General features: G+C 62.2%; 12 protein-coding genes. 7 read left to right on the top strand and 5 right to left on the bottom strand.

Annotation, left to right across the window (positions count from 1 at the left end):
• Position 1 precedes the first annotated feature (1 nt).
• Positions 2-1378, top strand: coding sequence for a glutamine synthetase family protein (locus ACQ4LH_RS01610; protein WP_430695617.1), 1377 nt, complete (start codon positions 2-4; stop codon positions 1376-1378).
• Positions 1379-1528: 150 nt separating this feature from the next.
• Positions 1529-2587 carry a polyamine ABC transporter substrate-binding protein gene (locus tag ACQ4LH_RS01605; protein ID WP_430695615.1) on the top strand — a complete coding sequence of 353 codons (1059 nt, stop codon included), beginning with the start codon at positions 1529-1531 and terminating at the stop codon, positions 2585-2587.
• 90 nt (positions 2588-2677) lie between these two features.
• Here ACQ4LH_RS01605 and ACQ4LH_RS01600 read toward each other — a convergent pair whose 3' ends face one another.
• Complete coding sequence (locus ACQ4LH_RS01600; RefSeq protein ID WP_430695613.1) at positions 2678-4042, bottom strand: inorganic triphosphatase; 1365 nt, start codon at positions 4040-4042, stop codon at positions 2678-2680.
• Between the two features lie 26 nt (positions 4043-4068).
• Positions 4069-4668: a serine acetyltransferase gene (locus tag ACQ4LH_RS01595; RefSeq protein ID WP_430695611.1), complete on the bottom strand. Its 600-nt coding sequence runs from the start codon at positions 4666-4668 to the stop codon at positions 4069-4071.
• A gap of 149 nt (positions 4669-4817) precedes the next feature.
• On the opposite strand from ACQ4LH_RS01595, the gene ACQ4LH_RS01590 reads away from it, so the two are divergent.
• From ACQ4LH_RS01590 to argA, 4 genes are all read left to right on the top strand, one after another.
• Positions 4818-5495: a TIGR00153 family protein gene (locus tag ACQ4LH_RS01590; protein ID WP_430695609.1), complete on the top strand. Its 678-nt coding sequence runs from the start codon at positions 4818-4820 to the stop codon at positions 5493-5495.
• Positions 5496-5534: 39 nt separating this feature from the next.
• The gene (locus tag ACQ4LH_RS01585; RefSeq protein ID WP_430695607.1) at positions 5535-6800 is read left to right on the top strand and encodes an inorganic phosphate transporter; all 1266 of its coding nucleotides are present in this window, start codon (positions 5535-5537) and stop codon (positions 6798-6800) included.
• 212 nt (positions 6801-7012) lie between these two features.
• On the top strand, positions 7013-8191 hold the full coding sequence (gene argE / locus ACQ4LH_RS01580) for an acetylornithine deacetylase (RefSeq protein WP_430695605.1): 1179 nt from the start codon (positions 7013-7015) through the stop codon (positions 8189-8191).
• 99 nt (positions 8192-8290) lie between these two features.
• Entirely contained in the window at positions 8291-9589 is a 1299-nt protein-coding gene (argA, locus tag ACQ4LH_RS01575; protein ID WP_430695603.1) for an amino-acid N-acetyltransferase, read from the top strand.
• 30 nt (positions 9590-9619) lie between these two features.
• Here the strand turns inward: argA and ACQ4LH_RS01570 are convergent, their stop codons facing one another.
• From ACQ4LH_RS01570 to trpB, 3 genes are all read right to left on the bottom strand, one after another.
• Positions 9620-10252: a TetR/AcrR family transcriptional regulator gene (locus tag ACQ4LH_RS01570; protein ID WP_430695601.1), complete on the bottom strand. Its 633-nt coding sequence runs from the start codon at positions 10250-10252 to the stop codon at positions 9620-9622.
• 201 nt (positions 10253-10453) lie between these two features.
• Entirely contained in the window at positions 10454-11263 is an 810-nt protein-coding gene (trpA, locus tag ACQ4LH_RS01565) for a tryptophan synthase subunit alpha (protein WP_430695599.1), read from the bottom strand.
• Positions 11263-12477 (bottom strand): tryptophan synthase subunit beta, encoded by a 1215-nt coding sequence (trpB, locus tag ACQ4LH_RS01560; protein WP_430695597.1) that lies wholly within the window; start codon positions 12475-12477, stop codon positions 11263-11265. Before trpB ends, trpA begins: the two co-directional genes overlap by 1 nt.
• Before the next feature lie 135 nt (positions 12478-12612).
• On the opposite strand from trpB, the gene ACQ4LH_RS01555 reads away from it, so the two are divergent.
• Positions 12613-13500, top strand: coding sequence for a LysR family transcriptional regulator (locus tag ACQ4LH_RS01555; RefSeq protein ID WP_430695595.1), 888 nt, complete (start codon positions 12613-12615; stop codon positions 13498-13500).
• Positions 13501-13577: the final 77 nt, after the last annotated feature.

Here is a 13577-nt window from a genome sequence, read left to right as displayed (position 1 = left end):
CATGTCGGTACCCCCGCGTGCCGTTCAGCTTAATGAAGCGAACGCGTTCCTTAAGAAACATCCTGAGGTCCTGTTCGTCGACCTTCTGATCGCAGATATGAATGGTGTGGTGCGCGGCAAGCGTATCGAGCGTGCGAGCCTGCATAAGGTTTACGAACGCGGCATTAATCTCCCGGCTTCTCTATTCGCCCTGGATATCAACGGCTCGACGGTGGAAAGCACCGGCCTGGGTCTGGATATCGGCGACGCCGACCGTGTCTGCTTTCCCATCCCCAACACCCTGAGCAATGAGCCATGGCAGAAGCGCCCAACCGCGCAACTGTTAATGACCATGCATGAAATGGAAGGCCAGCCGTTCTTTGCCGACCCACGGGAAGTGTTGCGCCAGGTGGTTGCGAAGTTCGACGAACTGGGCCTTACCATCTGTGCCGCTTTCGAGCTCGAGTTCTACCTGATCGACCAGGCCAACGTGAACGGCCGTCCGCAGCCGCCGCTGTCGCCGCTGTCGGGCAAGCGCCCGCAATCGACCCAGGTGTACCTGATCGACGACCTCGACGAATACGCCGAGTGCCTGCAGGACATCCTCGAAGGCGCCAAGGAGCAGGGCATCCCTGCCGACGCCATCGTCAAGGAAAGCGCCCCGGCGCAGTTCGAGGTCAACCTGCACCACGTCGCCGACCCGATCAAGGCCTGCGACCACGCGCTGCTGCTTAAGCGCCTGGTGAAGAACATCGCCTACGACCATGAAATGGACACCACCTTCATGGCCAAGCCGTACCCCAACCAGGCGGGTAACGGGCTGCATGTGCATATCTCGATTCTCGACAAGGAAGGCAACAACATCTTTGCCTGCGAGGACCCGGTACAGAACGACGCGCTGCGCCATGCCATCGGCGGCGTACTGGAAACCATGCCGGCGTCGATGGCCTTCCTCTGCCCGAACGTCAACTCCTACCGTCGCTTCGGTGCGCAGTACTACGTGCCGAACTCGCCGTGCTGGGGCATCGACAACCGCACCGTAGCGCTGCGCGTACCGAATGACACGGCCGACGCCGTACGCATCGAGCACCGCGTAGCGGGCGCCGACGCCAACCCCTACCTGCTGATGTCGGCACTGCTGGCGGGCGTGCACCACGGCCTGACCAACAAGATCGAGCCAAACGCACCGGTGGAAGGCAACTCCTACGAGCAGAACGAACAGAGCCTGCCGAACAACCTGCGCGATGCCCTGCGCGAGCTGGACGACAGTGAAGTGCTGGCCCGTTATATCGACCCGAAATACATCGATATCTTCGTTGCCTGTAAGGAAAGCGAGTTGGCCGAGTTTGAAAACTCGATCTCCGACCTCGAATACAACTGGTACTTGCACACGGTTTGATGCAACACCCAAACGCCGGCCTTTGAGCCGGCGTTTTCTATTCCACACGTTGCGCAGCACCTGCCTTTTTATTCACGCCTCGGCGCGATGACGGGCAACCTGCGCCGCGAATTCCTGCTGACGCGACATCAACCTGCTCGGGAGATCTCCATGCCACGCCTGTTTGCCTCACTGCTGCTTGCCCTGACGCCGCTGCTGGCCAGCGCCGAAGAGGTGATTCGCGTCTACAACTGGAACGACTATATCGCCCCGCAGGTGCTCAAAGACTTCGAGGCGGAAACCGGTATCCGCGTGGAATACCACACCTTCAGCACCGCCGAAGAGCTGGAAACGGTACTGGCCAGCGGTGAAGCGATCGATGTTGCCGTGCCGTCGCACGACACCCTACCGGCGATGATCAAGAACGGCACCCTGCAGCCACTGGATTTCAGCCTGCTGCCCAACCGCAAGCACCTCGACAAACAGCTGCTGAGCACCCTGGTCGCCCTCGACCCGGCCAACCGTCATGCGTTGCCGTATCTGTGGGGCGCAGTCGGTTTGGCGATCAACACGCCGCAGGCCGAAACAGCCTTTGGTGGCCCACTGCCCAATAGCTGGAGCTTGCTATTCGATGCCGAGCAAAGTTCGCGCTTGGCCAGTTGCGGCATCAGCGTGCTGGACGCTCCTGACGAGACCCTGACCCTGCTGCTCAACTACCAGGGCCGTAGCCTGGCACGCAGCGCGCCGAGCCGCATCGAGCGCTCCAGCCTGGTGTTGGATGGCTTGCGGCCGAACCTGCGTTACGTCGATAGCGAGCGCTATATCGATGACCTCAACCAGGGCAAGCTGTGCGTGGCTATGGCCTGGGTCGGCGATGCCCTGGCCGCCGCCGATGCCGGCCAGCCGGTGCGCTTTCTGGTGCCGGATGAAGGCTCGATCCTGTTTATCGATAACCTGGTGATCCCCAGCAGCGCCAAGCGCCCCGACCTTGCGCATCGCTTTATCAACTACCTGATGCAGCCCAAGGTCGCCGCGCTGATCACCGCCGAAACCCTGTACCCCAGCGGCAATGCCGATTCCCGCGAGTTTCTCGACGAAGCCCTGCGCAACCAGCCGGATCTCTACCCGGACCGCGACACCAAACGCCGTCTGCACCCACTGGAAACCCTGCCGGAAAAGCACAGCGCTACCCGCGACGCAGTGTGGACGCGCTTTCGTGATGGCAGTTGAGTGATGCGAGAGGAGCCCGGATGTATTCCGGGCTAGCGACTGTAGGAGTCAGCTAGCTGGCTCCTACAAAAAGCGCCAGCGCCGCCGCAGTTACTTGACCAGCTGACGCCAGGCTTTAAGCGAACCGATGGTCAGCAGCTGCGCCTTGCGCGCAGCCAGCACTTCCGGGTCAATGGGCTGATTGGCCAGTTCTGCCAACTTGTTCAACTCACCGTACAAACGGTCGACTTCCGGCACCTCCAAAACCTCACGGGCCAGATGCAGCCAGACCAGCAAACGCTCGATGCGCGGCAGCTGTTCGGCCAGGTCTTCCGGCTGCTGCTGATAACGGCGCAGCTGCAGAGTGGCACCTTCTTCGGCAATCAGAGTCGGCAGCCAGTTGCCCAGCGGGGCAGCGCCCTGGCGATTGCCACGGTTGTTGCGCTCCACCGTCCAGCTGCGCGCCAGCAACCAGCGCGACAGGTTCAGCGAGAACAGGCCCCAGCGGTTGCCCTGCAGCTCGGCGGCGAACAGCGCCGGAGCGTTCTTGCGCAGGCTGTCATCGTCCTGACCGGCCAGCAGGCGCGGACGCCATTCCAGTAGCAAGGCATCCAGCAGTTCACGCAGGGCATGGCTGCTGGCACGCGGCGCGGCCTGACCCAGGCTGCTGAGCAGCGCACGCAAGCCGATCAGCTGTTCCAGCCACTCGACCAGCAAACGCCAATGCCCATTGAAGCGGTACTGTTCGGCCAGGCGCTGGCTGCTGCCCAGCAGGTGCCAGCCCAGTGCCGCGACGCTGTCATCCAGACTGGTTTCCGCGTTCAGGCTCGGCGCTGGCAGATTCAGGCTGTAGCTGCCGGCATCGAACAGGCGATAACCGCGCTCGGCCTTGCTGATATCGCAGGGCATCAGCGCCAGGTCGGCAGCCAGCTCGGCAGCCAGCTCCAGCAGAGCCTCAGGCTCACCCTGGCGCAGCTCCAGTTCCAGCTCGCAGATTTCTTCTTCGCCTTCGCCGGCAATCACCTTGCCCAGGTCCAGCGCGGCCTCAATCACCACCTTGGCCTTGCCACGGCCCCAGGCGATTTCTGCCTTCTCGCGAATAAAGTCGGTGGTGAAGATCGGCACCAGCTGCTTCTTGTCCAGTTCGGCCAGGGCCGCCGGCCAGCAGCTGTCATCGAGTTTTTTCAGATCCAGCTTGGCCTTGGCCAGGTTCCAGTCCCACTCATTGCGCTCGGACAAACCGGCCACGCTCTGCCCGCGGGTTTTCAGGGTCTGGATAAACTGCTCGCCGTCACGGCGCACGCGCAGGGCCACCTTGGCCGCAGCCAGGTCACGCTCGGGCGTATCGAAGTACTGATTGAACAGTTCGCGCTGCTCCCAACCACTCTTGCTGCGCTTCTTCAGCAACGGGTGATCACGCAGGGCGGCCAGGGTTTCACGGCTAACCCGCAGTTTGATTTCGGTTTCTTTGTTCATGGGACTCTAGGTCTGGATACGTGAATTCAGCTGGCCGAACTGTCGCGCGCCTTGCGCGAGTGCGGCGTACTAATCGGAGAGTAATCGGCTTTATTCTCGATCAGTCGCGATGTGTAGGTGCTGATATGGGTGTGCCGGTCGGGGATGTCTTTATTGACGAACGAGGCCGCGGCGATGGTGACGTCGTCGCCGATGCGTAGATTATCGCCAATGATACAGGCGTTGGCCCCTACGCTGACGTTATCGCCGATCACGATCGAGCCGGCCTCGTCATGCTTCTGGCCGATGGTGCAGTTCTGGAAGATGCTGAAATTCCTGCCGATCACCGCCTTGCGGGTAATCACAATGCCGACCGGATGGGGAATGAACAGGCCTTCGCCTATTTGCGTATCCAGCGGGATCTCGATGCCGAAGCGCTCGCTGAGACGGTCGCTCAGACGGCGGGCGCGGTTGCGCCAGAACTTCGAGTCGGATTGGTGGAGAAATTGCGCAAAGCGGTACCAGAATAGATAGCGATAACGTGAACGCTGACGGTACTTGACCAGCAAGCGCCGCCAGGAGAAGCGCTTGTGCGCGCCGCCTAGCAGCTCGATATGCCAGTAGCGTTTCAATTGGGCGAATGTCATTCCGCGACCTCGGATACTTTTACTGTACAACTGGCTGACCGGAGTCCGGGGCCAATTCCTATCGAATTATTACCAGCCGATGACACGAACTGGCGGGCGTCCCGGGTCATCCGTATACTTGCGGCCTTCTCAACGCCGGGGTTCACCCTATGCCAGTCAATCCATTTGCCAGCCTGTTTGGCCGTTCACCGATTGGGCCGATGCAAAAACACTTTGCCAAAGCCCACGAGTGCGCAGCCAATCTGGTGCCTTTCTTCGAAGCCGTGATGGTCAAGGATTGGGCCAAGGTAGAACAGGTACAACAGGAAATGGCCAGCCTCGAACATGAGGCCGACAAGCTCAAGAAAAGTGTGCGTTTGCACCTGCCCAAGAGCCTGTTCCTGCCCGTACCGCGCTCGGATCTGCTTGAGCTGCTGAGTGTACAGGACAAAGTCGCCAACCGCGCCAAGGACATCGCCGGCCTCATGCTTGGCCGCGAAATGGCCATTCCACAGGCTCTGCAGCCGCTGATGCGCGCCTTTGTGCAGCGCACTGTGGATGCCAGCGCCCAGGCGCTGAAAGCCATGAACGAGCTCGACGAGCTGCTGGAGACCGGCTTCGGTGGCCGTGAAGCGGCGCTGGTCGAATCCATGGTCATGGAGCTGGAACAAATCGAACGCGACACCGACAAGATGCAAATCGAAGTGCGGCGTGCGCTGTTCAAACTGGAGAAGGACCTTCCCCCTGTCGATGTGATGTTCCTCTACAAGATCATCGAATGGATCGGCGACGTAGCCGATCGTGCCGAACGTGTCGGCAACCGACTGGAACAACTGCTGGCGCGCTAAGCGCCAGTGTCCTTTCTGGAATCTACGGATTAATTATTTATGTCTCTGATTGCGGACTACGGCCTCGTATTGCTGCTGCTTGCCTGTCTCTTCGGCTTTTTCATGGCCTGGGGTGTGGGCGCCAATGACGTGGCCAACGCCATGGGTACTTCGGTGGGCTCCAAGGCCCTGACCATCAAACAGGCGATCCTGATCGCCATGGTCTTCGAGTTCGCCGGTGCCTATCTGGCCGGCGGCGAGGTGACCGAAACCATCAAGAGCGGCATCGTCGACGCGTCGATGATCACTCCGGACCTGATGGTCCTGGGCATGATGTCGGCGCTGTTGGCAGCCGGCACCTGGCTGCTGGTGGCTTCTACCAAGGGCTGGCCGGTTTCCACCACCCACTCCATCGTCGGCGCGGTGATCGGCTTTGCCGCCGTTGGCGTGTCCATGGATGCGGTGAACTGGGCCGGCGTTGGCCCGATCGTCGCCAGCTGGGTAGTTTCCCCCGTGCTGTCCGGCTTTGTCGCCTTCGGTCTGTTTGTCAGCGTGCAGAAGCTGATCATCGACACTGACAACCCCTTCCTCAACGCCAAGCGCTTCGTGCCGCTGTATATGTTCGCCACCGGTTTCATGGTCAGCATCATGACTCTGACCAAAGGCCTCAAGCATATCGGCCTGAACCTCTCCAGCACTGAGGGTTTCTTCCTTTCGCTGGGTGTAGGCGGCCTGATCATGCTGCTCGGCATCGTTCTGCTGAGCCGCATCAAGATCGACGTCGAAGCGGACAAGGACTTCCACTACGCCAGCGTGGAGAAAGTCTTCGCCGTACTGATGATCTTCACCGCTTGCGCCATGGCCTTTGCCCACGGCTCGAACGACGTGGCCAACGCAGTTGGCCCGCTGGCGGCAATTGTCGGGGTGATTCAGTCCGGCGGCGAAATGGCTGTTGGTGCCAAGTCGGCCGTACCAGGCTGGGTGTTGCTACTCGGCGCCGTGGGTATCGTCATCGGTCTGGCCACCTACGGCTACAAGGTGATCGCCACCATCGGCAAGGAAATCACCGAACTGACCCCAAGCCGTGGTTTCGCCGCCGAACTGGCCACCGCCACCACCGTGGTAGGCGCCTCGGCCATCGGCCTACCGGTGTCCACCACCCACACCCTGGTCGGTGCGGTACTCGGTGTCGGCCTGGCGCGCGGCATCGGCGCGCTGAACCTGGGCGTGATCGGCAAGATCTTTATGTCCTGGCTGATCACCCTGCCGGTGGGTGCAGCGCTGTCGATTATCTTCTTTTATATCCTGCGCGGCATTTTCCTCTAAGAACCTATCTACGATCTGCTACGCGTCGGCCCTGCGGCGTTAAAAACAGGCTCGGAATGCTCATGTACAACTCGTACACTCCGCTTCCTCGCCTGTTTTTGCCTTGCAGGGCTCTAGCTCGCTAGATCGTAAACAGATTCTAAGAATGCCCTTCGCGGTTTTATCTCTGCCGGCGATGGCCCTATGATGGGCCTCGCTTGCGGAGATGACCGATGCCCCTGCCTTCCTTCAAAGACCAATTCGCCGCCCTGATCGCCGCTCCGTCGGTGAGCTGCACCCAGGCACATTGGGATCAGTCCAACCGCGCGGTGATCGAACTGCTGTCGAGTTGGCTCGGCGACCTCGGTTTCGCCTGCGACGTGCAGGAAATCTCCCCCGGCAAATTCAATCTGCTCGCCAGCTATGGCACCGGCCCAGGCGGCCTGGTGTTGGCCGGGCACAGCGACACCGTGCCGTTCGACACTGCGCTGTGGCAGACCGACCCGCTCAAGCTCACCGAAGTCGACGGCCGCTGGATAGGCCTGGGCAGTTGCGACATGAAGGGCTTTTTCGCCCTGATTATCGAAGCCGTGCAACCCTTGTTGGCACAGCGTTTCCAGCAGCCGCTGCTAATTCTCGCCACCTGCGATGAAGAAAGCTCGATGTCCGGCGCCCGCGCCCTAGCGCAAGCCGGACGACCGCTGGGCCGCGCAGCGGTGATCGGCGAGCCGACCGGCTTGCGGCCGATCCGCCTGCACAAGGGCATCATGATGGAGCGCATCGACATCCTGGGGCAGAGCGGCCACTCCTCTGACCCCAACCTCGGCCACAGTGCGCTGGAAGCCATGCAGGACGTGATGCTGGAACTGCGTGGCTTGCGCGCGCAATGGCAGCGCGAATACAACAACCCGCAATTCAGCGTGCCCAAGCCGACCCTGAACTTCGGCTGCATCCACGGCGGCGACAACCCCAACCGCATCTGTGGCCAGTGTTCGCTGGAATTCGACCTGCGCCCGCTACCCGGCATGCAGCCAGAAGCCCTGCGCGCGGCGATCCGCCAGAAGCTGCAGCCGCTAGCCGAGCAGCATCAGGTGAAAATCGACTTCGCCCCACTGTTCCCCAGCGTGCCGCCATTCGAGCAAAACGCCGACAGTGAGCTGGTACGCATTGCCGAACGTCTGACCGGGCATACCGCCGCCGCAGTGGCATTTGCCACCGAAGCGCCTTATCTTCAGCAGCTTGGCTGCGAAACCCTGGTGCTCGGCCCAGGCGATATCGACTGCGCTCACCAGCCGGGGGAGTACCTGGAAATGTCACGTTTGCAGCCTACTGTGCGTCTGCTGCAACAGCTAATCGAGCATTACTGCCTGCAAGCCAAACAACCTGTGCCATCCGGAGGAGAGAACGCGTGAAGCTGCCCCAACTGCGACGATAAAACCGCTCCTGGCTGCCTCGTCTGGCGCGCCCGCGCCAATCCATGCGTTCCGTATTCGACACAGGTTCTTCAAGCAATGCACGACCACGTCAACTGGCTCCGCCACGCTTCGCCCTATATCAATGCCCACCGTGACTGCACCTTTGTGGTGATGCTGCCGGGCGAAGGCGTTGCCCACCCGAATTTCGGCAATATCGTTCACGACCTGGTGCTGCTGCACAGCCTCGGCGTGCGCCTGGTACTGGTGCACGGTTCGCGCCCGCAGATCGAGGCGCGCCTGGCCACCAACGGCCTGACCCCGCGCTATCACCGCGACCTGCGGATCACCGACAGCCCGACCCTGGAATGCGTGATCGACGCCGTCGGCCAGCTGCGCATCGCCATCGAAGCGCGCCTATCGATGGACATGGCGCGCTCGCCGATGCAGGGCTCCCGCCTGCGCATCACCAGCGGCAACTTTGTAACCGCGCGGCCGATTGGCGTGGTCGATGGCGTCGACTATCACCATACCGGCGAAGTGCGGCGTATCGACCGCAAGGGCATCAACCGCCAGTTGGATGAGCGCAGCATCGTGCTGCTGTCGCCGCTGGGTTATTCGCCCACCGGGGAGATTTTCAACCTGGCCTGCGAAGACGTCGCCACCCGCGCCGCCATCGACCTGGACGCCGACAAGCTGCTGCTGTTCGGCGCTGAATGCGGCCTGCTCGACGAAGCCGGCAAGCTGGTACGCGAGCTGCGCCCACAACAGGTGCCAGCGCATCTGCAGCGTCTGGGCAGCAGCTACCAGGGTGAACTGCTCGACGCCGCCGCCGAAGCCTGCAAGGCCGGGGTACGCCGCAGCCATATCGTTAGCTATGCCGAAGACGGTGCGCTGCTCAGCGAGCTGTTCACCCGCACCGGCAACGGCACCCTAGTGGCCCAGGAGCAGTTCGAATCGCTGCGCGAGGCAACCATCGAGGATGTCGGCGGGCTAATGGAGCTGATCACTCCGCTGGAAGACCAGGGCATCCTGGTGCGCCGCTCACGCGAAGTGCTGGAGCGCGAGATCGAGCAGTTCAGCATCGTCGAACGCGAAGGGCTGATTATCGCCTGCGCCGCGCTGTACCAGATTGCCGACTCGGATTTCGGCGAGCTAGCGTGCTTGGCGGTGAATCCGGCCTACCGTCACGGCGGGCGTGGCGACGAGCTGCTCGAACGCATCGAGGAACGCGCCCGCGCCCAGGGCCTGAAAACCCTGTTCGTACTCACCACGCGCACCGCTCACTGGTTCCGCGAACGCGGCTTCGAGCCCAGCAGCGTCGACCGCCTGCCCGCTGCGCGCGCCTCGCTGTACAACTACCAGCGCAACTCGCAGGTGTTTGAAAAGGCGCTCTGAGCGAGCTGCGGGGGGAATTGAAAAGGGCGCTTAGAGCGCCCTTTTTGGTAGATGGGGTGGCAGATACAAACCCAGGTAAGCATCGAACACCCGCATGCCTTCCTCGGCCATGCGCGGGGTGATTTCACCGTGCAGCTGCACCGAGCGCGCATACACGCGGTCGCCTAGCTCCATCGCGAGGGCGAAGACATCGACATCATCCGGCAGTTGCGGCAACGGGAAGTGGCGGTCGAACAACTGCTGCATCAACTGGCCCAGTTCGATGTCGTGCTGGCGATCCGCCTGGGTCACTTCCGCCAGGCCGTGCTGCGCCAGGATCAACTGACGCGCAGCGGCATCAGCGGCATAGATCGCCAGCATGCGCTGCTCCACTAAACGCGACAGATCACGCCAGTCACGCAGAAGCGCATGCTCAATCGGCTCCTGCAGGCAGGCACGAAACGCCCCGTGGATATCTGCCGTCAGCCCTTCCAGCAACGCCGGAACGCTGGCGAAGAAGTGATACACCGACGACGGCGGAATCTGCGCCCGTTCCGCCACGCTGTAGATCGACAGGCTGGCCACGCCCTGCTCGGCCAGCAACTCACGGGCAGCGGCAAGAATGCCGGCGATGCGGCTCTGGCTACTGGCGCGGGGTTTGCGGGCGATAGGTGGACGTGACATGGCGAGGCTCAAGGACAAGGGACGCGCTATTGGACGCCAGGCAGCGGCCGACTCGCAAGTTTCTCAGAACCGGTTTCGGATCTCGCGAGCTAGAGTGAGACAAGGCAAAAATGGCCGAGGAAGCGGAGTTTACGAGTTGTAAATGAGCATTCCGAGGCCATTTTTAACGCAGTATCGCCGACGCGCAGCAGATCCGAGGGGTCAGACCCGCGCGCCGCGCACGCCTTCAGCTAGTGCCGCACACAGACTCAGCACGCCATCCACCGCCTGCTCGCTGCTGGTGGCGTTGGCAATCTGGTCGATCAGTGCCGAGCCCACCACTACGCCATCGGCCAGACGGGCGATAGTCGCGGCATGTTCCGGGGTGCGGATGCCGAAGCCGATGCACAGCGGCAAATCGGTATGGCGACGCAGACGGGCAACAGCCTGTTCGACGTGATCCAGGGTCGCCGAACCGGCACCGGTCACACCGGCGACCGAGACGTAATAGACGAAGCCGGAGCTGCCGTTAAGCACCTTCGGCAGGCGCTTGTCGTCGGTGGTTGGGGTGGTCAGGCGGATAAAGTCCAAACCCGCGACCTGAGCCGGATCGCAGAGGTCGACGTTATGCTCTGGCGGCAGGTCGACCACGATCAGGCCATCAACGCCGGAGGCCACGGCTTCGGCAATAAAACGCTCGACGCCGTACTTGTGGATCGGGTTGAAGTAGCCCATCAGCACCAGCGGCGTGGCCTGTTCACCTTCACGGAATTCGCGAACCATCTGCAGGGTCATGGCCAGGTCCTGACCACCTTCCAGGGCGCGGATATTCGCCAGCTGGATCGCCGGGCCATCGGCCATTGGGTCGGTAAAGGGCATACCCAGCTCGATCACATCAGCACCGGCAGCCGGCAGGCCTTTGAGAATGGCCAGAGAGGCATCGTAGTTCGGGTCACCGGCAGTGACGAAGGTCACCAGGGCGGCGCGGTTCTGCTCTTTCAGTTCGGCAAAGCGGGTTTGCAGGCGGCTCATCAGTGTTTCTCCTGCGAGGTGTTTTCCATGTGGTGCATAACGGTCTGCATATCCTTGTCGCCGCGGCCGGACAGGTTGATCACCATCAGGTGCTCCTTGGGCAGCTTCGGCGCACGCTTAAAGGCTTCAGCCAGGGCATGGGCGCTTTCCAGGGCCGGGATAATGCCCTCCTGACGGCAGCAGGTGTGGAACGCGGCCAGGGCTTCTTCGTCGGTCACCGAGGTGTACTCAACCCGGCCAACGTCGTGCAACCAGGCGTGCTCAGGGCCGATGCCGGGGTAATCCAGGCCCGCGGAAATCGAGTGGGCGTCGATGATCTGGCCGTCGTCGTTCTGCAGCAGGAAGGTGCGGTTGCCGTGCAGTACGCCGGGTACGCCGCCGTTGAGGCTGGCGGCGTGCTTGCCGGTTTCGATGCCGTAGCCGGCCGCTTCCACGCCGACGATCTGTACGTCTTTGTCATCAAGGAAGGGGTGAAACAGGCCGATGGCATTGGAGCCGCCACCGATGCAGGCCACCAGGCTGTCTGGCAGGCGGCCTTCCTGGGCGAGGATTTGCTCGCGGGTTTCCTTGCCGATCACCGCCTGGAAGTCACGCACCATCGCCGGGTACGGGTGCGGGCCGGCCACGGTGCCGATCATGTAGAAGGTGTTGTGCACGTTGGTCACCCAGTCGCGCAGCGCTTCGTTCATCGCGTCCTTGAGCGTGCCTGTGCCGGCGACCACCGGAATCACGGTGGCACCCAGCAGCTTCATGCGGAACACGTTGGCCTGCTGGCGGTCGATGTCGGTGGTGCCCATAAAGATCACGCATTCCATGCCGAAACGCGCCGCCACGGTGGCGGTGGCCACGCCGTGCATGCCGGCTCCGGTCTCGGCGATGATGCGTTTCTTGCCCATGCGCCGAGCCAGCAGTGCCTGACCGATGCAGTTGTTGATCTTGTGCGCGCCGGTGTGATTGAGCTCTTCGCGCTTGAAGTAGATCTTCGCGCCGCCGCACATCTCGGTCAGGCGCTCGGCGAAATACAGCGGGCTCGGGCGGCCGACGAAATCACGTTGGAAGTAGGCCAGCTCCTTCTGGAACTCGGGGTCGAGCTTGGCCTTCTCGTATTCGGCAGCCAGATCGTGGATCAGCGGCATCAGGGTTTCGGCGACATATTGGCCACCGAACGAGCCGAACAGGCCGTTGGCGTCAGGGCCAGTGCGGAAGGAAGTCATGGCGTTCTCCTCAGAAAATTCGGGCGCGCTTCACGGGTAGGGTTCCCCGCTTCTACGACAATGGGCACAGGATAAAGCTGTGGCGGGCGCGGCAAAAGCGATAAGATCGCCGCAACCTGTTAGGAAAACTCACAGATGAGCCAGGACCTTCCACCGCTTAACGCTCTGCGCGCCTTCGAAGCGGCCGCGCGACTGAACAGCATCAGCCAGGCCGCTAATGAACTGCACGTCACCCATGGCGCAGTCAGCCGGCAGGTTCGTGCCTTGGAGGAACACCTGGGTGTGGCGCTGTTCAGCAAAGAAGGTCGCGGCCTTAAACTCACAGATGCAGGCATTCGTCTGCGTGATGTCAGCGCCGATCTGTTCAGCCGCCTGCGCAGCACCTGCGCCGAGCTGCAACAGGGCCAGGCCGATGCACCGTTTGTCCTGGCCTGCCCGGGCAGTCTGCTGGCGCGCTGGTTTATCCCGCGCCTGGATAGGCTTAACCGCGAGCTGCCGGAACTGCGCCTGCAGTTATCCGCCAGCGAAGGCGAGCTGGACCCGCGCCGCGCTGGCGTGGATGCCACCCTGTGGTTTGCCGAGCCCCCCTGGCCAGCCGATATGCAGGTGTTCGAGCTGGCTGCCGAGCGCATCGGCCCGGTGCTTAGCCCGCGCTATGCGCGCTTCGCCGAATTGCACCTGGCGCCGCCCGCCACTCTGCTGGGCGAGCCTTTACTGCACACCAGTTCCCGCCCTCAAGCCTGGCCCAGCTGGGCGGCTAGCAATGCACTGGACGCCGCAGCGCTAAAACTCGGCCAGGGCTTCGAACACCTCTACTACCTCTTGGAAGCCGCCGCCGCCGGCCTCGGCGTAGCTATCGCCCCGCAGCAACTGGTCGCCGACGACCTCGCCGCCGGCCGCCTGGTCGCGCCCTGGGGCTTTGTCGAAACCAGCGCCCGCTTGGCACTTTGGGTGCCGATACGCAGCCGCGATAACCGCGCCGAACGCCTGGCGCAGTGGCTGCACAAGGAACTGGAGCGTTAGCGACCATCACCGGCAACCGGGCAGGCCAAGTGCGACTAATCTGAACTTTAGCGTTCAGGGGTGGGACTCAACTACAT

The sequence above is a fragment of the Pseudomonas peli genome (genome assembly GCF_050563605.1).
Classification (GTDB): domain Bacteria; phylum Pseudomonadota; class Gammaproteobacteria; order Pseudomonadales; family Pseudomonadaceae; genus Aquipseudomonas; species Aquipseudomonas peli_A.
Note: the sequence above shows the minus strand (reverse complement) of the source record. Positions and strands in the feature narration are given on the sequence as shown.

What these genes read in the sequence shown, in the direction of transcription:
- ACQ4LH_RS01610 (WP_430695617.1), top strand. Translation starts at nt 2, where the DNA reads ATGTCGGTACCCCCGCGTGCCGTTCAGCTTAATGAAGCGAACGCGTTC.
- ACQ4LH_RS01605 (WP_430695615.1), top strand. Translation starts at nt 1,529, where the DNA reads ATGCCACGCCTGTTTGCCTCACTGCTGCTTGCCCTGACGCCGCTGCTG.
- ACQ4LH_RS01600 (WP_430695613.1), bottom strand. Translation starts at nt 4,042, where the DNA reads ATGAACAAAGAAACCGAAATCAAACTGCGGGTTAGCCGTGAAACCCTG.
- ACQ4LH_RS01595 (WP_430695611.1), bottom strand. Translation starts at nt 4,668, where the DNA reads ATGACATTCGCCCAATTGAAACGCTACTGGCATATCGAGCTGCTAGGC.
- ACQ4LH_RS01590 (WP_430695609.1), top strand. Translation starts at nt 4,818, where the DNA reads ATGCCAGTCAATCCATTTGCCAGCCTGTTTGGCCGTTCACCGATTGGG.
- ACQ4LH_RS01585 (WP_430695607.1), top strand. Translation starts at nt 5,535, where the DNA reads ATGTCTCTGATTGCGGACTACGGCCTCGTATTGCTGCTGCTTGCCTGT.
- argE (WP_430695605.1), top strand. Translation starts at nt 7,013, where the DNA reads ATGCCCCTGCCTTCCTTCAAAGACCAATTCGCCGCCCTGATCGCCGCT.
- argA (WP_430695603.1), top strand. Translation starts at nt 8,291, where the DNA reads ATGCACGACCACGTCAACTGGCTCCGCCACGCTTCGCCCTATATCAAT.
- ACQ4LH_RS01570 (WP_430695601.1), bottom strand. Translation starts at nt 10,252, where the DNA reads ATGTCACGTCCACCTATCGCCCGCAAACCCCGCGCCAGTAGCCAGAGC.
- trpA (WP_430695599.1), bottom strand. Translation starts at nt 11,263, where the DNA reads ATGAGCCGCCTGCAAACCCGCTTTGCCGAACTGAAAGAGCAGAACCGC.
- trpB (WP_430695597.1), bottom strand. Translation starts at nt 12,477, where the DNA reads ATGACTTCCTTCCGCACTGGCCCTGACGCCAACGGCCTGTTCGGCTCG.
- ACQ4LH_RS01555 (WP_430695595.1), top strand. Translation starts at nt 12,613, where the DNA reads ATGAGCCAGGACCTTCCACCGCTTAACGCTCTGCGCGCCTTCGAAGCG.